General features: G+C 69.0%; 21 protein-coding genes. 8 read left to right on the top strand and 13 right to left on the bottom strand.

The window, feature by feature from the left end; translation table 11 throughout:
• The first annotated feature begins 4 nt into the window (after positions 1–4).
• The 8 genes from ASC98_RS04700 to ASC98_RS04730 all read left to right on the top strand — a co-directional run bounded on the left by ASC98_RS04700 (position 5) and on the right by ASC98_RS04730 (position 10,007).
• Positions 5–253 (top strand): PP0621 family protein, encoded by a 249-nt coding sequence (locus tag ASC98_RS04700; RefSeq protein WP_056806187.1) that lies wholly within the window; start codon positions 5–7, stop codon positions 251–253.
• Complete coding sequence (locus ASC98_RS04705) at positions 250–2,163, top strand: ATP-binding protein (RefSeq protein WP_056806190.1); 1,914 nt, start codon at positions 250–252, stop codon at positions 2,161–2,163. Before ASC98_RS04700 ends, ASC98_RS04705 begins: the two co-directional genes overlap by 4 nt.
• Positions 2,160–3,758, top strand: a complete 1,599-nt coding sequence (locus ASC98_RS04710; RefSeq protein WP_056806195.1) for a sigma-54 dependent transcriptional regulator — start codon at positions 2,160–2,162, stop codon at positions 3,756–3,758. The genes ASC98_RS04705 and ASC98_RS04710 overlap by 4 nt, the downstream gene beginning before the upstream one ends.
• Positions 3,733–4,374 (top strand): 1,6-anhydro-N-acetylmuramyl-L-alanine amidase AmpD, encoded by a 642-nt coding sequence (ampD, locus tag ASC98_RS04715; protein WP_082542245.1) that lies wholly within the window; start codon positions 3,733–3,735, stop codon positions 4,372–4,374. The genes ASC98_RS04710 and ampD overlap by 26 nt, the downstream gene beginning before the upstream one ends.
• A gap of 281 nt (positions 4,375–4,655) precedes the next feature.
• A complete protein-coding gene (locus ASC98_RS30065) occupies positions 4,656–4,913 on the top strand; it encodes a hypothetical protein (RefSeq protein ID WP_157598238.1) in 258 nt (85 codons plus the stop codon).
• A gap of 38 nt (positions 4,914–4,951) precedes the next feature.
• Positions 4,952–7,903, top strand: coding sequence for a ribonucleoside-diphosphate reductase subunit alpha (locus tag ASC98_RS04720; RefSeq protein ID WP_056806198.1), 2,952 nt, complete (start codon positions 4,952–4,954; stop codon positions 7,901–7,903).
• Positions 7,904–8,046: 143 nt separating this feature from the next.
• On the top strand, positions 8,047–9,249 hold the full coding sequence (locus tag ASC98_RS04725; RefSeq protein ID WP_056806201.1) for a ribonucleotide-diphosphate reductase subunit beta: 1,203 nt from the start codon (positions 8,047–8,049) through the stop codon (positions 9,247–9,249).
• A gap of 227 nt (positions 9,250–9,476) precedes the next feature.
• A complete protein-coding gene (locus ASC98_RS04730) occupies positions 9,477–10,007 on the top strand; it encodes a histone H1-like DNA-binding protein (protein WP_056806204.1) in 531 nt (176 codons plus the stop codon).
• A gap of 53 nt (positions 10,008–10,060) precedes the next feature.
• On the opposite strand, the gene ASC98_RS04735 is transcribed toward ASC98_RS04730, so the two are convergent.
• The 13 genes from ASC98_RS04735 to ASC98_RS04795 form a co-directional block, all read right to left on the bottom strand.
• Positions 10,061–10,408, bottom strand: a complete 348-nt coding sequence (locus tag ASC98_RS04735) for a hypothetical protein (RefSeq protein ID WP_157598236.1) — start codon at positions 10,406–10,408, stop codon at positions 10,061–10,063.
• Positions 10,409–10,543: 135 nt separating this feature from the next.
• Entirely contained in the window at positions 10,544–11,449 is a 906-nt protein-coding gene (locus ASC98_RS04740; protein WP_056806210.1) for a carbohydrate kinase family protein, read from the bottom strand.
• 51 nt (positions 11,450–11,500) lie between these two features.
• Entirely contained in the window at positions 11,501–12,544 is a 1,044-nt protein-coding gene (locus tag ASC98_RS04745) for a zinc-ribbon and DUF3426 domain-containing protein (protein ID WP_056806214.1), read from the bottom strand.
• 7 nt (positions 12,545–12,551) lie between these two features.
• Positions 12,552–13,460 (bottom strand): 50S ribosomal protein L11 methyltransferase, encoded by a 909-nt coding sequence (gene prmA / locus ASC98_RS04750; RefSeq protein WP_056806217.1) that lies wholly within the window; start codon positions 13,458–13,460, stop codon positions 12,552–12,554.
• A 9-nt stretch (positions 13,461–13,469) separates the two neighbouring features.
• Positions 13,470–14,819, bottom strand: coding sequence for an acetyl-CoA carboxylase biotin carboxylase subunit (gene accC / locus ASC98_RS04755; RefSeq protein WP_056806226.1), 1,350 nt, complete (start codon positions 14,817–14,819; stop codon positions 13,470–13,472).
• Positions 14,820–14,829: 10 nt separating this feature from the next.
• Complete coding sequence (gene accB, locus ASC98_RS04760; RefSeq protein ID WP_056806237.1) at positions 14,830–15,291, bottom strand: acetyl-CoA carboxylase biotin carboxyl carrier protein; 462 nt, start codon at positions 15,289–15,291, stop codon at positions 14,830–14,832.
• Positions 15,292–15,380: 89 nt separating this feature from the next.
• Positions 15,381–15,839, bottom strand: coding sequence for a type II 3-dehydroquinate dehydratase (gene aroQ / locus ASC98_RS04765; RefSeq protein ID WP_056806240.1), 459 nt, complete (start codon positions 15,837–15,839; stop codon positions 15,381–15,383).
• Positions 15,840–15,962: 123 nt separating this feature from the next.
• Positions 15,963–16,475, bottom strand: a complete 513-nt coding sequence (locus ASC98_RS04770; RefSeq protein WP_056806242.1) for a TlpA disulfide reductase family protein — start codon at positions 16,473–16,475, stop codon at positions 15,963–15,965.
• Positions 16,472–17,083, bottom strand: coding sequence for a hypothetical protein (locus tag ASC98_RS04775; protein WP_056806245.1), 612 nt, complete (start codon positions 17,081–17,083; stop codon positions 16,472–16,474). The genes ASC98_RS04770 and ASC98_RS04775 overlap by 4 nt, the downstream gene beginning before the upstream one ends.
• Before the next feature lie 334 nt (positions 17,084–17,417).
• Positions 17,418–18,191, bottom strand: coding sequence for a transglycosylase domain-containing protein (locus ASC98_RS04780; protein ID WP_056806248.1), 774 nt, complete (start codon positions 18,189–18,191; stop codon positions 17,418–17,420).
• Positions 18,188–19,027 carry a shikimate dehydrogenase gene (gene aroE, locus ASC98_RS04785; RefSeq protein WP_056806250.1) on the bottom strand — a complete coding sequence of 280 codons (840 nt, stop codon included), beginning with the start codon at positions 19,025–19,027 and terminating at the stop codon, positions 18,188–18,190. The genes ASC98_RS04780 and aroE overlap by 4 nt, the downstream gene beginning before the upstream one ends.
• A 9-nt stretch (positions 19,028–19,036) precedes the next feature.
• Positions 19,037–19,897, bottom strand: coding sequence for an energy transducer TonB (locus ASC98_RS04790; RefSeq protein ID WP_082542244.1), 861 nt, complete (start codon positions 19,895–19,897; stop codon positions 19,037–19,039).
• A 7-nt stretch (positions 19,898–19,904) separates the two neighbouring features.
• Positions 19,905–21,962: a ribonuclease catalytic domain-containing protein gene (locus ASC98_RS04795; RefSeq protein WP_056806252.1), complete on the bottom strand. Its 2,058-nt coding sequence runs from the start codon at positions 21,960–21,962 to the stop codon at positions 19,905–19,907.
• Position 21,963: the final 1 nt, after the last annotated feature.

Consider the following 21,963-nt stretch of genomic DNA (forward strand, 5'->3'; position numbering starts at 1 on the left):
CCGCATGGGAAAGTTGATCGTCCTGCTCGTGGTGGTGTTCCTGATCGTCTGGCTGGCGCGCGGCGGACGCCCCGGCCGCTCGGCGCCCCCCTCGCCGACGCCTGCGAAACCCGCTGCGACGCCCGACACCATCGTCGCCTGCGCGCACTGCGGCCTGCACCTGCCGCAGGCCGATGCGCTGCCCGGCCGCGGCGGCGTGTTCTGCGGCGAAGCCCATCGTGCCGCGTTCGAGCGCGCACAGCCGCCGCAATGAGCAGCGCACCGCCGAAGCCCGAGCGCCGTCGCAGCGACCGCCGATCCAACGCGCGCGCGACCACCCGCCCCAGCCAGGAATCGTGGTTCGGCGCGCTCGGCGAGGACACGCAGGCGCGTGAAGGCTGGGCCGAGGACGAGTCGCGCTACGACGGCAACTGGCAGGCCGCGCAGGCGGCGCAGGCCGACAGCAATTTCCTGACGCGCCAGGCGCGGCGCCTGATCGGCTCCGGCCAGACCGCCTTCCAGCGCATCTACGGCGCCTTCATCAGCGCGCGCGCGGCGCTCGGCGTCGCGCTGGTCGCGACGATGGTGGTCGCCGCGTTGTTCGGCGTCAGGCCGCCGTGGCCGGTGGTCGCCGTCAGCATCGCCTACGCGGCGCTCTCGCTGTCGATGTGGGTGCTGCCGCGCTATCGCCGCTCGGCCGCCCCGCGCGAGCTCGCGCGGCTGCGCAGCCCGCAGTGGATCTCGACGATCGGCGTCGACATCGTCTGTTTCGGCGCGCTGCACTGGATGTCGCCGGCCTCCGGGCTGAACTACGTCGCGCTGCTGGTGCTGCCGGTGCTGATGGCCGGCGTGCTGACGCCGCGCCTGATGGCGCTGGCCACCGCGGCAGTCGTCACGCTGGCGCTGCTCGGGGTCGCGTGGCTGTCGGTGCTGGCCGGCGGGGCCGACGTCACCGCGCTGATGACGCAGGCGGGCCTCGCCGGCAGCGGCTTCTTCGTGATCACGCTGCTGGCCGGCGAGCTGGCCGGGCGCCTGGCGCGCGAAGAACTCACCGCGCGCGGCAGCCTCGAACTGGCCCGCCAGCAGGCGCAGCTGAACCGGCTCGTCATCGAGGAGATGCAGGAGGGCGTGCTGGTGGTCGACCGGCGCGGCCGCGTGCGCACCGCCAACCCGGCCGCGCGTGCGCTGCTGGCGCCGAGCGGCGTGTCGCGCGAGGCACCGTTCCAGCTGCAGGGCGTCGAGGCGTGGAACGCGCTCGTCAAATCGGTCGAGCGCGCCTTCGCCGAATCGACCTGGCCCGAAGGCGGGCGCGACGTGCTGCTCGATTTCGATTCCGCGCCACCGCGCACGCTTCGGGTGCGGGTGCGCTTCACCCGGCGCCAGGCGCCCGATCCGAGCGAGGAGCTGTGCGTGCTGTTCGTCGAGGACGTGCGCAGCATGCAGGCGCGCACCCGCCAGGAGAAGCTCGCCGCGATGGGCCGGGTGTCGGCCGGCATCGCGCACGAGATCCGCAACCCGCTGGCCGCGATCTCGCAGGCCAATGCGCTGCTGTCCGAAGACGTCACGACGCCGGGCCAGCGCCAGCTGACGCAGATGGTCACCGAGAACGTCGGCCGCCTGAAGCGCATCGTCGACGACGTGATGGAGGTCGCGCCGGGCGAGGTGCAGGACGGCGGCCCGATCGATGCGACCGCGCTGGTCGCCGCCGTCTGCAGCGAATGGGCGCGCACCGCCGGCATGCCGATCGGCGGCGACAGCCTGCTGCGGGTGCGGCTGCCCGAGGAGCCGCTCGGCGTCGTCTTCGACCCGGAGCACCTGCGCCGCGTGATGGTCAACCTGCTCGACAACGCCAAGCGCCACGCACAGCAGATGCCCGGCGGCGTGCGGCTGACGCTGTCGGCGCGCGACGAGGTGCACGTGGTGCTGAGCGTCACCAGCAACGGCGAGCCGATCCCGCCGGAGGTCGAGCGCTACCTGTTCGAGCCTTTCTTCTCCACACGCAGCCGCGGCACCGGCCTGGGCTTGTATATTTGCCGGGAACTGTGCGAGCGCTACGGCGCGCGCATCGATTACCGGCTGCGCGCCGCCAGCGAGCCGAACCGCAACGAATTCTTTGTCGCGATGCGGCGCAAACCGCTGGCGGGCATCGAAGCGCCCGAGACCCGACTGCACCTCACATCATGAGTTCGCCTTCCCACTTCAGCCTGCTGGTCGTCGACGACGAACCGGACCTGCGCACCTTGTACGAGCTGACGCTGCTGCGCGAGGGCTATGACGTCGAGACGGCAGGCACCGTCGACGACGCGCTGCTGCACCTGAAGGACCGCACGTACAGCGCCGTCATCACCGACATGCGGCTGCCCGACGGCACCGGGCTCGACCTGCTGCGCCGGCTCGAAGAGGGCAACCGGCGCGAGAAGGCGATCGTCATCACCGCCTACGGCTCGGCCGAGAACGCGGTCGAGGCGCTGAAGGCCGGCGCCTACGACTACCTGACCAAGCCGGTCGACCTGAAGCAGTTCCGCGCGGTCGTCGCGTCGGCGCTCGGCCGCAGCGCGGCCACGGTGCCGACGATGGTGCCGTCCAGCCTGCCGTCCGAGAACGGCGGGGCGGGCGCGTCTTCCGGCCCATCCGCCGCCCGGCCGGTCGCGCCGGCGCCGGCCGCGCCGCCGGTGCAGGCCGGCCCGGTCAGCCAGGCGCTGATGCGCATGGCCGGCCAGTCGCAGGCCATGCAGCAGGTGCGCCAGCTGATCGACAAGGTGGCGCGCAGCATGGCGCCGGTGCTGGTGAACGGCGAGTCCGGCACCGGCAAGGAACTGGTCGCGCGCGCCATCCACGAGATCAGCCCGCGCACTGGGCAGCCCTTCGTGCCGGTCAACTGCAGCGCCATTCCCGAGCAGTTGCTCGAGGCCGAGTTCTTCGGCTACCGCAAGGGCGCGTTCACCGGCGCCGCCGAAGACCGCGAAGGCTTCTTCCAGGCGGCCAACGGCGGCACGCTGTTCCTCGACGAGATCGGCGACCTGCCTCTCGCGATGCAGAGCAAGCTGCTGCGCGCGATCCAGGAGCGCTCGGTACGGCCGGTCGGCGCGGTCGTCGAGCAGGCGGTCAACGTGCGGCTGCTCAGCGCGACCCACAAGGACCTCGGCGCCGAAGTGCAGGCCGGCAAGTTCCGCCAGGACTTGTACTACCGCCTGAACGTGATCCAGATCCGCGTGCCGCCGCTGCGCGAGCGCCTCGAAGACCTGCCGTCGATCTGCGACCGCGTGCTCGACCGCATCGCGCGCGATGCCGGCGTGTCGCCCGCGCCGCGGCTCACGCGCGACGCGATGGTGCAGCTCAGTCGCTACAGCTTCCCCGGCAACGTGCGCGAACTCGAGAACCTGCTGCACCGCGCGGTCGCACTGACGGTGGGCGACGTGATCGACGTCGCCGACCTCGGCGTCTCCGAACTGGTGTTCAGCGACAGCGAGGCGTCGGAGTTCGACGCCTCGCCGGTGGTGTCGGCCAAGCCCGTTGCCGCTGCGGCTGTCGCCGAAGCCGCGCGCGCGCCGGCCGCGCCGGTGCAGGCGCCGCTGCCGAGCGATCTCGCGGCCTACCTCGACGACATTGAGCGCGACGTGCTCGAACGCGCGCTCGAGCGCTACCGCTACAACCGCACCGCGGCCGGTGCGAGCCTCGGGCTGTCGCTGCGCCAGATGCGCTACCGGATGGCTCGCCTCGGCGTCAACGTCGGCGGCACCGACGACCCGGTCGATGTCGAGCGCGGCGAACCCGGCTGAAGCGGCCGGCACGCCGGCGCAGGACGACCTGTCCCCGCTCGAGATCGGCGCCGACGGCTGGTGCGCGCAGGCCCGCCGCTGCGAATCGCCGAACTTCGGCCCGCGGCCGGCGGGGTGCGCGGTCGAGCTGGCCCTCATCCATTCGATCAGCCTGCCGCCCGGCGAATACGGCAGCGATGCGATCGAGCGCCTGTTCGCCAACCGGCTCGACTGGGACGCGCACCCCTATTTCCAGCAGATCCGCGGGCTGCAGGTCTCGTCGCACTTCGTCGTGCGGCGCAACGGCGAGCTGCTGCAGTTCGTCTCGTGCAACGAGCGCGCGTGGCATGCCGGCCGCTCGGCCTGGCGCGGGCGCGAGGGCTGCAACGACTTCTCGGTCGGTGTCGAACTCGAAGGACTCGAAGGCGAGCGATTCGAGGACGCGCAGTACGCGCGGCTGCTGCCGCTGCTGCGCGCGATCGCGCGGCGCTACCCGCTGCAGGGCGTGGCCGGGCACGAACATGTCGCGCCAGGCCGCAAGATCGATCCGGGCCCGGGCTTCGACTGGCCGCGCGTGACCGGCGGGCTGCGCTGGCACGGTCGGTATTTTCCCGAGGGACTGCGCGCGCCGCGCTGACCCGTCGCGCCGATGCACGCATCCGTGCGTCGCGACAAGCCAGTTCTCATCGGGCTCCCGGGCGCAAATCGCGCGGAGCGCAAGGCTGCTGGCGGATGCACCGATGCAGGCGCAGCGCTGGTGGGCGCCGAGGCCGGGCGATGCACTTTCGCGATGCGTGGCGGCGCCACGGCGGAGCACCCCCCTTGTTTGGCAGGACGCTACAGCTAGTGCTTGAAGGGTGGCGGACCCCCAGATATAGTGTCCTCGTGGTATCCTCTTGTCTCAGCAGCTTCAGACCCATGCCCGCCCTTGCCACCTGGAATCCAGGGGCCTGCGCAGCAGGCGGCATCGACGAAAACACGTCACGACGGAATCGTCAGGGCGCCACGTCATCAGGCATCCGGGTCGCGCATGTTGGCAAGCCGTTCCACAGCCTCAACCATCGCGCTCGTCCTTCGTTCTTCATCGTTCCTCTCATGCGTCACCGGCGGCTCAGCGCCGGGGGCGCGCCGCAGTCCATGGGCTGCGGGGTGGTCGGCGTGAACATCGGGCATTGAATCCATACCGCGTCGACAGACCACAAGAAGGGGTATCCATGCAAGCAGTCAGCAACGTCACTCCCAACGCCGCCTCCACGTCCACCAGCACGCCGCGCAGCGGCACCGGCCCGGCGGCTTCCGCGTCGGCCTACCAGGGCTACCAGATCATCCGCCGCAACGGCGCGGTCGTGTCCTTCGAACCCAACAAGATCGCCGTCGCGCTGATGAAGGCCTTCCTGGCCGTGCACGGCACGCAGGGCGCGGCCTCGGCCAGCGTGCGCGAGACCGTCGACGGCCTGACCGAATCGGTCATGCGCGCGCTGCTGCGCTCGCGCCCGGGCGGCGGCACCTTCCACATCGAAGACGTGCAGGACCATGTCGAGCTCGGCCTGATGCGCGGCGGCCACCACGAAGTGGCGCGTGCCTACGTGCTGTACCGCGAGCGCCGTTCGCAGGAGCGCTCGAAGCAGGGCACGGTGGCCGAGGCCGCTGCCGAGCCGGTGCTGACGGTGATCGACCGCGGCCAGCGCGTGCCGCTCGACTTCGCCCGCCTGCAGGTGCTGATCGAGTCGGCCTGTGCCGACCTGGGCGCCGACGTGAAGCCCGACCCGATCCTGGCCGAGACGCGCCGCAACCTCTATGACGGCGTGCCGATCGACGAAGTCCACAAGGCCGCGATCCTGGCCGCGCGCACGCTGATCGAGAAGGACCCCGGCTACACCCGCGCCACCGCGCGGCTGCTGCTGCACACGATCCGCAAGGAAATCCTCGGCGAGGAAGTGCTGCAGGGCGAGATGCCGGCGCGCTACGCCGACTACTTCCCGGGCTTCATCAAGAAGGGCGTGCAAGCGGAACGGCTGGACGAGAAGCTGCTGCAGTACGACCTGCCCCGCCTGGGCGCGGCGCTGAAGGCCGAACGCGACCTGCAGTTCGACTACCTCGGCCTGCAGACGCTGTACGACCGCTACTTCCTGCACATCAACGAGGTGCGCATCGAGATGCCGCAGGCCTTCTACATGCGCGTCGCGATGGGCCTGGCGCTCAACGAGATCGACCGCGAAGCGCGTGCGATCGAGTTCTACGAAGTGCTGTCCAGCTTCGACTTCATGAGCTCGACGCCGACGCTGTTCAACGCCGGCACCCAGCGCTCGCAGCTGTCGAGCTGCTACCTGACGACCGTCGCCGACGACCTCGACGGCATCTACGAGGCGCTGAAGGAGAACGCGCTGCTGTCGAAGTTCGCCGGCGGCCTGGGCAACGACTGGACCAACGTGCGCGCGCTCGGCTCGCACATCAAGGGCACCAACGGCAAGAGCCAGGGGGTCGTGCCGTTCCTGAAGGTCGTCAACGACACCGCGGTCGCGGTCAACCAGGGCGGCAAGCGCAAGGGCGCCGTCTGCGCCTACCTCGAGACCTGGCACCTGGACATCGAGGAGTTCCTGGAGCTGCGCAAGAACACCGGCGACGACCGCCGCCGCACGCACGACATGAACACCGCGAACTGGATTCCGGACCTGTTCATGCGCCGCGTGATGGAAGGCGCCGACTGGACGCTGTTCTCGCCGTCGACCTGTCCCGACCTGCACGACAAGTTCGGCAAGGCCTTCGAGGAAGCCTACACGCGCTACGAAGACAAGGCCGCGCGCGGCGAGATCAAGCTGTTCAAGAAGATCCCGGCCAAGGACCTGTGGCGCCGCATGCTCTCGATGCTGTTCGAGACCGGCCACCCGTGGATCACCTTCAAGGACGCCTGCAACGTGCGCTCGCCGCAGCAGCACGTCGGCGTCGTGCACTCGAGCAACCTGTGCACCGAGATCACGCTGAACACCAGCGAGACCGAGATCGCCGTGTGCAACCTGGGTTCGGTGAACCTGGTGCACCACCTGAAGCAGGTCGACGGCGTGGTGCAGATCGACCACGCGAAGCTGAAGAAGACCGTCGCCACCGCGATGCGCATGCTCGACAACGTGATCGACATCAACTACTACGCGGTCAAGAAGGCGCGCGATTCCAACCTGCGCCACCGCCCGGTGGGCCTGGGGATCATGGGCTTCCAGGACGCGCTGTACGAACTGCGCACGCCGTATGCGTCCGACGACGCGGTGTCGTTTGCCGACCGCTCGATGGAAGCCGTCTGCTACTACGCCTACTGGGCCTCGACCGAGCTCGCCGCCGAGCGCGGCCGCTATTCGAGCTACCGCGGTTCGCTGTGGGACAAGGGGATCCTGCCGATCGACTCGCTCGACCTGCTGGCCGAAGCTCGCGGCGGGTACGTCGATGTCGACCGCAGCACGACGCTCGACTGGTCGGCGCTGCGCGGCCGCATCGCCGAGCACGGCATGCGCAACTCCAACTGCGTGGCGATCGCGCCGACCGCGACCATCTCGAACATCATCGGCGTCAGCGCGTCGATCGAGCCGTCGTTCGGCAACCTGTCGGTGAAGTCCAACCTGTCGGGCGAGTTCACGATCGTCAACGAGTACCTGGTGCGCGACCTGAAGAAGCTCGGCCTGTGGGACGACGTGATGGTGATGGACCTGAAGCACTTCGACGGCTCGCTGCGCCGCATCGACCGCGTGCCGGCCGACCTGAAGGCGCTGTACGCGACGGCCTTCGAGGTCGAGACGCAGTGGCTGGTCGAGGCCGCCGCGCGCCGCCAGAAGTGGATCGACCAGGCGCAGTCGCTGAACATCTACATGGCCGGCGCGTCGGGCAAGAAGCTCGACGAGACCTACAAGCTCGCATGGACGCGCGGCCTGAAGACCACCTACTACCTGCGCACCGTCGGTGCCACGCACGCCGAGAAATCGACGGTGAAGTCGGGCCAGCTGAACTCGGTGTCGAGCGGCGATGGCGGGTCGTCGGTGATGGCGGCGCCGGTGGCTGCCACCGTGTCCGCGGCCATGACCGCGGCGGCTGTCGCGCCGGTGATCTCGGCATCGCAAGAGCCTGCGACCGACATCAAGTTCTGCGCGATCGACGACCCGACCTGCGAAGCCTGCCAGTGATGCGTTGAGCATCGAACGCGTGCTCCGATGAGCACGCGTTTTTTTCGATGCAACACAGCAACAGCGAAGTGCTCGCGATGTCAATAAGTGCTTGGTGTTTCAACACAACACTCTCATAATTCAACGCGTCAAGGAAGTCCACCATGTTGGTTTGGGAAGAAGACCTTAAACCCTCGATCTCTCACAAAGCGAGTCCCGCGCAGAGCCTGCCCTCTCAAGCGCGTGCGGTCGCTCCGTCTCCGGACTTCGATGCTGCCATCGCAGCACCTGCCTCCCTCTTGAACGACACCTCCTCCAGCATTTCCAGCACGACAACCCCCGCTGCCGCGCAACGCGTGAAGGCTGCCGACAAGCGCATCATCAACGGCCGCACCGACGTCAACCAGCTGGTGCCGTTCAAGTACAAGTGGGCGTGGGAGAAGTACCTCGCGACCTGCGCGAACCACTGGATGCCGCAGGAAGTGAACATGTCGCGCGACATCGCGACCTGGAAGGATCCGAACGGCCTGAGCGAAGACGAGCGCCGCATCATCAAGCGCAACCTCGGCTTCTTCGTCACCGCCGATTCGCTGGCCGCCAACAACATCGTGCTGGGCACCTACCGCCACATCACGGCGCCCGAATGCCGCCAGTTCCTGCTGCGCCAGGCCTTCGAGGAAGCGATCCACACGCACGCCTATCAGTACATCGTCGAGTCGCTCGGGCTCGACGAGAGCGAGATCTTCAACGCCTACAACGAGGTGAAGTCGATCCGCGACAAGGACGAGTTCCTGATCCCGTTCATCAACGCGATCATGGATCCGAACTTCAACACCGGGACGCCGCAGAACGACCAGACGCTGCTGAAGTCGCTGATCGTGTTCGCGTGCCTGATGGAAGGCATGTTCTTCTACGTCGGCTTCACGCAGATCCTCGCGCTCGGCCGCCAGAACAAGATGACCGGCGCGGCAGAGCAGTACCAATACATCCTGCGCGACGAGTCGATGCACTGCAACTTCGGCATCGACCTGATCAACCAGATCAAGCTCGAGAATCCGCACCTCTGGACCGCCGAGTTCAAGGCCGAGATCAAGGCCTTGTTCATGACGGCCGTCGAGCTCGAGTACCGCTATGCCGAGGACACCATGCCGCGTGGCGTGCTGGGCCTCAATGCATCGATGTTCAAGGGTTACCTGCGCTACATCGCCAACCGGCGTGCAACGCAGATTGGTTTGGAAGAGCTCTTCCCGAACGAGGAAAACCCGTTCCCGTGGATGAGCGAAATGATCGACCTGAAAAAGGAGCGCAATTTCTTCGAGACGCGCGTCATCGAGTACCAATCCGGTGGCGCCCTCTCGTGGGACTGACGCTTCGCTGACTGCATACACGAGATCAGCAACAGGTCATGGACGAGATCAAGATTCGCAGGCCGTCAAGAGATCACCGTCAAGCATGCGGTGGCCAACGGTCTGCAACCCCATTCACCGTACCGGGGCGTCCCTCCTGGGCGACTTCGGACAGTGAATAACTGCCTCGCATCGGCATCCCGCCGGCGCAGGGCAGTGCTCTTTCAACTTGATCAAGGAGAAATGTAATGGCAACTGCAAAGAAGGCTCCGGCCAAGAAGGCGGCAGCGAAGAAGGCTCCGGCAAAGAAGGTCGCGGCGAAGAAGGCCCCGGCGAAGAAGGCCGCAGCGAAGAAGGCTCCGGCCAAGAAGGTCGCTGCCAAGAAGGTCGTCGCCAAGAAGGCGCCGGCGAAGAAGGCGGCAGCCAAGAAGGCGCCGGCGAAGAAGGTTGCAGCGAAGAAGGTCGCGGCGAAGAAGGCTCCGGCGAAGAAGGCCGCTGCCAAGAAGGCCCCGGCGAAGAAGGCTGCTGCCAAGAAGGCGCCTGCCAAGAAGGCCGCTGCGAAGAAGGCGCCTGCGAAGAAGGCTGCGCCTGCGAAGAAGGCTGCGAAGCCGGCTGCGAAGCCCGCTGCCAAGAAGGCTGCGAAGAAGCCTGCAGCGAAGAAGGCGGCACCCGCGGCGCCTGCTGCGCCTGCTGCTGCGAAGCCTGCGGCTGCTCCTGCAGCCAAGACCGCACTCAGCCCCGCGGCTGCGTGGCCTTTCCCGACGGGCAACAAGCCCTGAGGCCGGAAGGCATTCAGACAAAACCCGGCCTCGGCCGGGTTTTTTTTATCCAGCTACATCGGCTGCGTGTCGGCGAATCCGTTCGGGGGCAGTGCGGGGCCGCCATCGCCGGCTGAGCGGCCGGTGGCCATCGGCAGGTCGACGTCGAGTTGCGACTGCATCACCGCCTGCAGGTCGCTGCGCTTTTGCTGCAGCACCGCCATCTGCTTGTGCAACTGCTCGATCTGCTTGCGCGCCTGCTGAGCATGCAGGCCGGCGACATGCCGCGCCTTCTCCATCTTGTCGACCCGCTGCTGCAGGATCTTCAGGCGGCGGCCGTACCACCAATGGCAGGCACCCCACGTCACCGCGCACAACGCGAGTGTCGTGAAGGCCAATATGAGTGACTGGAAAGCCTGCATCGTGTTCCCTTTGCCGGCTCTCTCAGGACGAGGAGCCAATCCACCCAACGAAGGTATCAACATTTGTCTGACGCAGGGCGTGAAGATATCCCGGAAACCCCGATGGGTCACCCCCTCACTTCGGGAACTCCCGCTTCACACGCCGAGTGCCGTGCGATCGATCACATGGTTCTGGCCGCCGCGGCTGGCGATCTTCAGGGCGCCGATGCGGTTGCCCAGTTCGACACAGCGCTCGAGCGACCAGCCGCGCTCCAGCCCGTACAGCAGCGCGGCGCGGAATGCATCGCCACAGCCGGTCGGGTCGAGCACCTCGCTCGCCGGTACGCCGGGCACCAGCGTGCGCACGCCTTGCTGCCACAGCTCGCAGCCTTCGGCACCCAGCGTCACGACGACGCCTTTCAGGTGCGATCGCGACATCGCCTCGATGCTCAGCCCGGTGCGCTCCGCGAGCATCCGCGCCTCGTAGTCGTTGACGGTGACCCAGCTCGCCTGCGCGATGAAGCGGTTCAGCTCGGCGCCATCGAACATCGGCAGGCCCTGGCCCGGGTCGAAGATGAACGGGATCTGCGCATCGGCCAACTGCTGCGCATGCTGCAGCATCGCGTCGCGGCCGTCGGGTGCGACGATCGCGATGCGCACGCCGCGGTCGGTCGGCACCGTGGTCGTGTGCGCCGCCTGCATCGCGCCGGGGTGGAAGGCGGTGATCTGGTTGTTGTCGGTGTCGGTGATGATGATGGCCTGCGCGGTGTAGCTGTCAGGCACGTTGCGCACGAACTCGGTGCTCGCGCCCCACGACGCGATGCGCGCGCGGTACTCCTCGTCGTCGGCACCGACCGTCGCCATCACCAGCGGCTCGCCGCCCAGCTTGGCAAGCGTGTACGCGATGTTGCCGGCGCAGCCGCCGAACTCGCGGCGCAGCGTCGGCACGAGAAAGGACACGTTCAGGATGTGCACCTGTTCCGGCAGGATCTGCTGCGCGAAGCGACCGGGAAACATCGTGATGGTGTCGAAGGCGAGGGATCCGCAGATGAGGGCTGACATGGAAGCTCCAGGAAAGAAGGGACGCCGCAGACGCGGCGCGAGCGCTCGGGCTCAGGGGTAGAAGATCTCGACGGTGTAGCCGCTGACGCGGCGCCCGTCGGTGGCCAGCAGCAGCTGCAGGCTGCTCTCGGCACCGGCCGCGACGACCGGTGTCGCCACATGGAAGTCCGATGGGGCGAGCGCGCGCCGCGCGACCAGCTGGCCGCTCGGGTCGCTCAGGCTCAGGTCGATCGACGGCATCGCGAGCGCCAGCGCGCTGCGGTTGCGCAGCACGATCGACAGCTTGTAGGCCGCGCCGCCATTGGCCGGCGCCAGCGCGCTGCTCTCGACGACGAGGTCGTCGATGCGGCGCGGCGCGCCGATCTCGCACTGCCATTGCTTGCAGGCCATCGCGAGCCACGGCTTCGTCTCGGGCCATTGCGCGGCGACGGTGTCGCGGAAATGCAGGGCCGCCTGGCCGGCCAGGCCGGCCAGCAGCGCGAGCGCCGACAGCGACAGCAGGCCACGCACCCACGGGCTGCGCCAGCGTTCGCGCTGGCGGGCCTCGCGCACGAAGCCGGGGGCTGCGGGTTTCGGCGGCGTCCGGACAGCCGGCTTCGACGGCTTGGTCGACTTCGCGGCCGGCTTGGCGGCCGGCTTCGATTTGCGCGGCGGTGCCGGCGGCGGCGCACCGCCGTGGACCTCGCTCTCCAGCAGGTCCATGTTGAACTGCGCGTCCGAGAAGTCGACCCGGTCGCGCTGCGCCACGCCTTGCGCCGGCGTCTGCGCGACGTCGGGCTGCTCGGGGTGGAAGAAGCGCGAGTGGATGCGGTCGTCTTCGCTCAGCTGGAAGATGTCGTCATCATCTGGCGGCTCGGGCAGCGGCTGGAACGACGGCGTGGCCGGCACCGGCACGGCAGCGATCGGGGCCGGCGCCGGTGGCGTCGGCGGGCGCCACTCGGGCGGCGCATCGCGCTCCAGGTCGAACAGGCCTTCGAGCGCATTGAAGACCTCGTCGCAACGCCCGCAGCGGACCCAGCCTTCGGAGACCTTGAGCTGGTCCTGGACGACCCGGAAGACGGTACCGCAGGCAGTGCAACGAGTGGCCAGGCTCATGGCGAAATCATGCCATGGCCTTCTTCCGCGCCGTCATCAGGATCCAGCCTTCTTCCTGGTCGCTGACCTCCAGCGTGCACCAGGGCGCGTAGGCCGCCTTCAGCTCGTCGGCCTGGCGTTCGAGGATGCCGGCCAGCACCAGGTCGCCGCCGGCCGCCACGTGGCCGCACAGCAGCGGTGCCAGCAGCTTCAGCGGGGACGCCAGGATGTTCGCCAGCACCAGCGGGTATTCGCCGCGGGCCGCGTCGGGCAGGCCGGCGTCGAGCGCGACGCCGTTGGCATCGGCATTCGCGCGCGTCGATTCGACGGCAGCCGGGTCGATGTCGACCGCGTCGATGCCGCGGCCGCCGTGCAGCGCGGCGCCGATCGCGAGGATGCCGGAGCCGCAGCCGTAGTCGAGCACGCGCTGCCAGCCGGCCGCGCGCGCCGGCGCCTGCGTCGCGATCCAGCGCAGGCACATGCGCGTCGTCGGGTGCGTGCCGGTGCCGAACGCGAGGCCCGGGTCGAGCCGGATCACGGTGCGCGCCTGGGCCGGCGGCTCGTGCCAGGTCGGCACGATCCAGAAGGTGTCGGTGACTGGCACCGGCGCGAACTGCGATTGCGTCAGCCGCACCCAGTCCTGCTCCTCGACCTTCTGCAGCGCCTGCAACTGCACGCCGGTCGCCCACGCCTGCGCGAGCAGCAGCGCGCCCGCTTCGTCGGCGGTGTCTTCCTCGGCGAACAGCGCCTTCACGACCGAGCGCTGCCAGCCGCCGCGCGGTGCCGGCATGCCCGGCTCGCCGAACAGCGCGTGCTCGGCGTCGGTGTCGGCATCGGCGTCCTCGACCGAGACCGACAAGGCCTGCAGCTCGTCCATCAGCGCATCGGACACCGGCTCGACCAGGTCTTCAGGCACCAGCAGCAACAGCTCGTACATCGGGATGCCTCAGCGCTTGTGCTGGCTCATCCAGCCTTCGAGGTAATGGATGCTGGTCCCGCCCTCGACGAACTTGGCGTCGGCCATCAGCTCGCGGTGCAGCGGGATGTTGGTCAGGATGCCTTCGACCACCGTCTCCGACAGCGCGATGCGCATGCGCGCCAGCGCCTGCTCGCGGGTGTCGCCGTGCGTGATGATCTTGCCGATCATCGAGTCGTAGTTCGGCGGCACGAAGTAGTTTGTGTACGCATGCGAATCGACGCGCACGCCCGGCCCGCCCGGCGCATGCCAGGTGGTGATGCGGCCCGGCGACGGCGTGAACTTGTACGGGTCCTCGGCGTTGACGCGGCATTCGATCGCATGCCCGCGCATCTGGATCTGGCGCTGCTGGAACGGCAGCTTCTCGCCGGCGGCCACGCGGATCTGCATCTGCACGATGTCGATGCCGGTCACCAGCTCCGTCACCGGATGCTCCACCTGCACGCGGGTGTTCATCTCGATGAAATAGAACTCGCCGTTCTCGTACAGGAACTCGAAGGTGCCGGCGCCGCGGTAGCCGATGCGCTTGCAGGCGGCGGCGCAGCGGTCGCCGATCTTCTCGATCACGCGGCGCGGGATGCCCGGCGCCGGCGCTTCCTCGATGATCTTCTGGTGGCGGCGCTGCATCGAGCAGTCGCGCTCGCCCAGCCAGACCGCGTTCTTGTGCTCGTCGGCCAGCACCTGGATCTCGATGTGGCGCGGGTTCTCGAGGAACTTCTCCATGTAGACCGCCGGGTTGCCGAAGGCCGCACCGGCCTCGGCGCGCGTGGTCTGCACCGCGTGGATCAGCGCCGCCTCGGTGTGCACGACACGCATGCCGCGCCCGCCACCGCCGCCGGCCGCCTTGATGATCACCGGGTAGCCGACCGCGCGGCCGGCCTTGATGATCTCCTTCGGATCGTCGGGCAGCGCGCCTTCGGAGCCCGGCACGCAGGGCACGCCGGCCTTGATCATGGCCTGCTTGGCCGAGACCTTGTCGCCCATCGTGCGGATCGCGTCCGGCGTCGGGCCGATGAAGACGAAGCCGCTCTGCTCGACGCGCTCGGCGAAATCGGCGTTCTCGGACAGGAAGCCGTAGCCCGGGTGGATGGCCTCGGCGTCGGTCACCTCGGCGGTCGAGATGATGGCCGGCATGTTGAGGTAGCTCTGCGCCGACTGGGCCGGGCCGATGCACACCGCTTCGTCGGCCAGCTTGACGTACTTGGCGTCGCGGTCGGCTTCGGAATAGACGACGACCGACTTGATGCCCATCTCGCGACACGCGCGCTGGACCCGCAGGGCGATCTCGCCCCGGTTCGCGATCAGGATCTTCTTGAACATGCGGAGCGCCTTATTCGATGATGAACAAGGGCTGGCCGAACTCGACCGGCTGGCCGTTGGCGCACAGGATCTTCGTGACGGTGCCGGACTTGTCGGCCTCGATCTCGTTCATGATCTTCATCGCCTCGATGATGCAGATCGGCTCGCCTTCCTTGATGGTGCTGCCCACTTCGACGAAGGGCTTGGCGCCCGGGCTGGCGGCGCCGTAGAAGGTGCCGACCATCGGCGACTTGACGGTGTGGCCGGCCGGCGCGGCGGGAGCCTCGGCCGGGGCGGCGGCTGCCGCAGCGGCGACCGGTGCAGCGGCCACCGGGGCCAGCACGGGCGCCGCGTAGGCCACCGGGCCTGCCGCGACGAGGTTCGGGTCGGCCTTGACGATCCGGACCTTGCCGTCCGCTTCGGTGATCTCCAGCTCGGAGATGTTCGATTCGGAGACGAGATCGATCAGGGTCTTCAGTTTGCGCAGGTCCATGGGTTCTCCAACTTCTGTCGTCTTTGTTGTCGGGCTTGTTGCCGGTCTCGGGCGTCGCCGGCCCGGGTCGGGCCGTCGGCGCCGTGGGGTCAGGCCGTCCGCTGGGGAGGGCGCTTCACGTCACGTTGCAGCACGTGGCGCAGGGCGCAGGCATAGCCGTCCGCGCCCAGGCCGACGATCACGCCGTCGGCCAGGTCCGAGAAATAGGAATGGTGGCGGAAGGCTTCGCGCCGGTGCACGTTCGACAGGTGCACCTCGATGAACGGGATCGCGACGCCGGCCAGCGCATCGCGCAGCGCGACGCTGGTGTGCGTGAACGCGCCCGGGTTGATCAGGATGAACTGCGTGCCGTCGAGCCGCGCGGCGTGCACGCGGTCGATCAGCGCGCCTTCATGGTTGCTCTGGAAGCTCACCAGCGTCGAACCGGCCTTCGACGCGATCTCGGCGAGATCGGTATCGATCTGCGCCAAAGTCGTCGCGCCATAGACCTCCGGCTCGCGGGTGCCGAGCAGGTTCAGGTTCGGGCCGTGCAGGACCAGGATGTGCATGAAACGCGGATGGGGTGCCTGCGGCAGGCGGCCCGGAATTTTGCAAAGGCTGAACTTTACGCGCTTTAGGGTCCGAAGACTGCAATATAGAAAAATCTCGGCCGGATGGCCTGAATCGAGGCGTCAAGCGAGCCGTTGCACCCAGGCGGCCAGGTCCTGCTCCGCGATGCTGCCCAGTTTGCGCGCGATGACGCGCCCATCGCGGTCGAAGACCGCGCTGAACGGCAGGCCGCCGCGGTCATTGCCGAGCGAGCGGGCCAGGTCGACGCCGGTCAGCCCGGCCAGCCCGATCGGGAACGTGACCGGCAGCTTCTGCAGGAACTCGCGCACCGGGGTCGGGCTGTCGACCGCGAGGCCGACCACGCGCCAGCCGGCCGGCTGGTGGGTGCGCTGGAAGGCGTCGAGCAGCGGCATCTCCTTCACGCAGGGTGCGCACCAGGTGGCCCAGAAGTTCAGCAGCAGCGGCTGGCCGCGCAGGCTGGCCAGCGGCAGCGAGCCGCCTTCGGGTCGGTCGAACTGCAGGGCCCACAGCGCCCGTTCGGCGTCGGGCAGCCGTTCGCGCCACCAGCCGACGCCGGCGCCTGCGGCGAGCGCGACGCCGCCGACACCGATCGTCAGCGCATGGCGGCGGTTCATGACGGCGCTCCGTCGGACTGCGCGAGCAGCCGGCGCAGCCCGGCCAGGTCGCCGCGTTCGCTGCGGCCGCGGCTGTCCGGCTTCAGCGCGCCGCGCAGGTCGTCGCGGTCCAGGATGGTCAGGTGCACGGTCACTTCCTCGCCGAGTGCAGCGCTGGGGCTGCTGACGGTCAACACGTCGATCGGCTCGCCGCGCGGCCCGTCGAGGCTGCCAACGTCATACGAGACACGGCGGTCGATCAGCGCCAATTCGGCCTCTTTCGAGTCGTCGCAGAACAGCTCCAGCCGCACGCTGTTCAAGCGCGTCGCGGTGCCGCGCCAGACGGCGCCATACAGGTGGGGACGGAACGCTTCGAGCCGCTCCATCCACAACAGCGCGACCTCGCGCAGCGCGCGCAACTCGCCCGGCTGGGTGTCGGCGCAGAAGAGCACGATGTAGGCCCGCACCTCGTCCTCGACCCGGTCGTTGTCGGGCAGGTCGACCTGGCGCGTGCTGCGCTTGCCGAGGTCGCGCGCTGCGCGGCGTTTGGCCGGCCCGTACTCCATGCCTTCCTCGACGATCAGCCGTGCAGCCGCGCTCGCCAGTTCGTCGGTCAGAGAGGTCGTCATCCGAAGATTCTAGGCGCGGCGGGTGTGCGGGCTCGGGGCACCGGGGTGCTCGGGGACTGGACTGTCCCCCGCCCTTGGTCCGCCTGTCGGCGACCCAAGGGCTCCTCCTTTACGTCCTGTCCCCGAGCACCCCGGCGCCCCGAGCCAAAACGTTTCCGCTGGCGTGGAGGTGTGTGTACGGAGATCTTCGCGCGAGGCAACCCGGGCGAGGGATGGCGGGTGCTTCGGGGAGGGACGTAAAGGAGGAGCCGGTGGACTGCCGCGAGGCAGTCTGCCGGCGGGGGACAGTCCCGCCCCGGAGTGCCCGCCGTCCCTCGCCAGCCATCAAAAAGAATCAAGGCAGGTCGACCGCACCCATCCGGGCAGTGACCGTCCCGGCCCGTCCGACGACGTAAGGCGACCCCGGCCGCTTCTCGAATCGTTTCGGCGCCGGCAGCATCACCGCCAGCCGCGCCGCCTGCATTGGCGCAAGCTTCGCGGCGTCGACGCGGAAGTAGTGCCGCGCCGCCGCCTGCGCGCCGAACACGCCCTCCCCCCATTCGACGTTGTTCAGGTAGATCTCGAGGATGCGCTGCTTCGACAGCAGGCCTTCCAGCATGAAGGTGATGACGAACTCCTGCGCCTTGCGGGGCAGGCTGCGCTCGCTGCCGAGGAACAGGTTCTTCGCCAACTGCTGCGTGATCGTCGAGCCGCCGATGATCTTCGGCTCGGCCCGGCGGGGCGGCGCGCCATGGGCCTTCGGCGGGCGCTGCTCCAGCCGGTCGTTGATCCGGTCGGCCCGCGCCTCGGCGCGCTGGTTCTTCTCCCAGGCCTTCTCGACCGCGTCCCATTCGACCCCGCTGTGCTCGATGAAGCTCGCATCCTCCGACGCGATCACCGCCCGCTTCAGCGTGTCGGCGATGTGGTCGTACGGTTGCCACTCCTGGCTCCACGGGACCTGGTGCTGCTCGGTCAGCAGCCGCCACGCTTCGGAGCGCTGGAAGGTCGTCGATTGCGGGTCGACGACCGCCATCAGCGCGACCCGCGCCAGGAAGTACAGCTGCAGCGCGAGCGCCGACAGCACCAACAGCGCGATCAGCCGCGCGACCTGGCGGAGCGCGGTCTTCATCGGCCGGCGCCGGACAGCAGGGCCTGCAACTCGGCCAGCACCGGCGCGGTGTCGGGGCGCACGCCGCGCCAGACGAAGAAGGCTTCGCCGGCCTGCTCGACCAGCATGCCCAGGCCGTCGCGGCCGACCGCGCCATGCTGCGCGGCCCAGGCGACGAAGTGCTGCGCGGCCGGGCCGTACATCATGTCGAGCGCCAGGCTGCCGGCCCGCAGCACGCGCGGCGACACCGGGATGCCGGCGCCCTGCAGGCTGCTCGCGCTGGCGTTGACGACGATGTCGAAGGCCTCGCCGCAATCGGCCAGGCCGGTGGCTTGCAATTCGGCACCGGCCGCGCGGGCCGGCGCCGCATGACGCGCCACCAGCGCCTGCGCCTTGTCGACGCTGCGGTTCGCCAGCACCAGCTGCGCCGGCCGCGCCGCCAGCAGCGGGCCGAGCGCACCGGCCGCGCCGCCGCCGGCGCCGATCACCAGCACGCGCTGCCCGGCCAGCGCATGGCCGGCATTGCGTTCGATGTCGCGCACCAGGCCGCAGCCGTCGGCGTTGTCGGCCAGCCAGCCTTCGGCGTCGAAGCGCAGGATGTTGGCGGCCCCAGCCAGCGTCGCGCGGTCGGTGCGGCGCGCCGCCAGCGCGAACGCATCGAACTTGAACGGCACCGTGATGTTGCAGCCGCGGCCGCCGTCAGCGGCAAAGCGGCGCACGGTGTCGGCGAACCCGTCCAGCGGGCACAGCAGCCGGTCGTAGTGCAGCGCCTGGCCGGTCTGCGCGGCGAAGCGGGCGTGGATGAACGGCGACTGGCTGTGCTCGACCGGGTTGCCGGCGACGACGTAGCGATCCATCGCGGTCCTTCAGCGCTGCTCGGGCGCGCTCAGCGTGGTCTCCAGGCCTTCTTCCCGCGTGAAGCGGAAGCGCGAGGTGATCACCAGCTGGTCGGCGCGCTTGCGCATCTCGGTGTTGAACTGGCCGAACGGCGCGGCCGCCCGCACGATCGCCTGCGCGCGCTTGTCGAGCAGCGGCGACTTCGACGGCCGCACGATCTCGGTCTCGAGCACGCGGCCGGCGGCGTCGATCGTGATCACCATCATCAGCTCGCCGTAGATCTTCTTGCCCTGCGACTCCGGGAAGTTGCGGGTGCCGCGGTCTTCGATCTTGCGGCGCAGCGAGTCGTAGTAGATCGCGTACAGCTCTTCGCGCGTGGCCGGGCTGATGTAGCGCTTCTTGGGCCGCGAGTTCTCTTCGTTGATGCGCTTCTCGATCTCGGCCAGCAGTTGCATCAGCTGGCGGCGGCGCTCTTCCTGCGCGCGCGCGGCCGGGTCGCCGCGGTCGCGCTTCGGGTCGGGCGCCGGCAGGTAGGCCAGCTCGCGGCGCACCTGCGCCAGCAGTTGCTGCTGGGTTTCCTGCAACTGCTCGATCTGCTTGTGCGCCTCGTCGGCCGAGTCGCCCAGTTCCATCATCGGCGAGGCCGGCAGCGGCGAGGTGGCGCGGCCGCGGTCGGCATCGCCGCCGCCGGCCAGGTTGCGCTGCGCGATGGCCTGCGCCTTGGTCGGCGCCTCGGCCGAGCTGCCGTTGACGAGGATGACCTCCAGCGGCGTGTCCTGGAACACGCGGTTGAAGCCTTCGGGGTCGACGAAGCGCACCACCAGCAACAGGGCATGCACGCCGATCGACACCGCGAGCGCGATCTGCAGGGTGGAGAACTTCTTCAGCATCGATCCCTCAAGCGGCGGGAGTGGTGGCGGCAGCGTCCGCCGGGGCATCGGCATCGTCGGCCTGCACGTCGATCGCCAAGGTCAGCGGGCCGGCAGTGACTTCTTCGTTCTCGGCTTCGGCGTCTTCGACGACCGCGTCATCGGCCGTGGTGTCCGGATCGTCGATGCGCGACAGCACGCTCGCATGCACGTCCAGCGTCAGCAGGTCGGTGCCGGTGATGCGCACCTTCACGCGCGCACCGCGCGGCAGCCGCTCGGCACCGACGGCGCGGAACACCAGCGGCAGCGTGTCGGCGCGCACCAGGCCTTCCTTCATCACCGCGGCGTCGAGTTCGTCGATGCCGTTCTGCTCGAGGTACTTCAGCGTCCAGTAGCGCTCGATGCCCGACTGGAAGCCGTTGTAGGCGCTGTACGCGGCATCGAAGCTGGAGATGACCGAGAACAGCGCGGCATCCTTCGGCTTGAACGGCGCGGCCAGCGCCGCGGTGCGGCCATGGCGCGCGCAGGCGACGATCTGCCACTGGTTCAGCAGGTCGACATAGCGGCGCAGCGGCGACGTGGCCCAGGTGTACTGCGCGACGCCCATGCCGGCGTGCGGCGCGGCCCGCGTGCCCATGCGCACCTTGACGCCCGGCGCCATGCTGGCCTGGCTGCGGTAGATGCCCGGCACGCCCAGGTCGTTGAGCCAGCCGCCCCAGGTGCTGTTGGCCAGGATCATCGCCTCGGCGACGATCAGGTCGAGCGGCGAGCCGCGCTGGCGGGTGCCGATGCTGACGCGCTCGTGGCCCTGCGGTTCGGCGCCGTCGTTGCCGTCGAGCTTGAAGTTGTAGTCGGCCCGGTTGAAGAGCTCCGGCTTGCCGCGCACCTGCTCGCGGCCGGCCTTCAGGTGGCGGGCCAGGCGGAAGCAGAACGCCAGTTCGGGTGCGAACTCATAGCCGGCCGGTGCGTCGCCGAGCAGCGTGGCTTCGGTGATCACCGCGTCGAGCTGGTCGTGGCGCAGGTTGGCCGCGATCGGCACGCGCTCGAGCTTCGTCTCGCTGCCGGTCACCTTCAGCGTGGCTTCGTCGAAGCTGACGTACAGCGACACCGCCGGGCAGTCGCGCCCGGCCTGCAGCGTGTAGGCCTGCACCACGTCGTCGGGCAGCATCGTCAGCTTGTAGCCCGGCATGTAGACGGTCGACAGCCGGTCGCGCGCGACCTTGTCGACCGGGCTGTCGGGCGCGATCGCGAGGCTCGGGGCCGCGATGTGCACGCCGAACACCACGGTGCCGCTGCCCAGGCCTTGCACCGACAGCGCGTCGTCGATCTCGGTGGTCTGCGAATCGTCGATCGAGAACGCCTGCACGGCCGCGAGCGGCAACTCGTCCTTGATGGCCGGGGCCGACAGCGGCGGGAAGCCGGTGCCCTTCGGGAAGTTCTCGAACAGGAAGCGCCGCCAGTGGAACTGGTACGGCGAGTCGATCGCGCCGGCCGCCGTCAGCAGGTCGAGCGGCGCCTTCTGCGCGCGGCGCGAGGCTTCGACGACGGCCTTGTACTCGGCGGCGTTCTTGTCGGGGCGGAACAGGATCTTGTACAGCTGCTCGCGCACCGGCGCCGGGCACTGGCCGGCCACCAGTTCGGCGGCCCAGGCGTCGATCTGCGCGGCCAGCTGCTTCTTGCGCTCGATGCCGAGCAATGCGGCCTTCACGATCTCTTCCGGCGCCTTCTTGAACTGGCCCTTGCCGAGGCGGCGGAAGTAATGCGGCGCCTCGAACAACCGGAACAGCGCAGCGGCCTGTTTCTCGACGCCGGCCTTGCTGTCGAAGTAGTCGCGCGCCAGGTCGGCGAAGCCGAACTCGCCTTCGGGCGCGAACTCCCAGGCCAGGTCGAGGTCGATCTCGCGGGCGAGCCGCTGGCCTTCGGCGATCAGCTCGGCCGGCAGCGGCTTCTCGAACTTCAGCAGCACGTTGGCCGCCTTCACCTTCACGCGCTTGCCCGAGTCGAGCTCGATCTGCATCGAGCTGTCGGCTTCGGTCATCACGCGGCCGGCGAGGAACTTGCCGGCGTCTTCGAACAATGCATACATG

The sequence above is a fragment of the Rhizobacter sp. Root1238 genome, from assembly GCF_001425825.1.
GTDB lineage: Bacteria > Pseudomonadota > Gammaproteobacteria > Burkholderiales > Burkholderiaceae_C > Rhizobacter.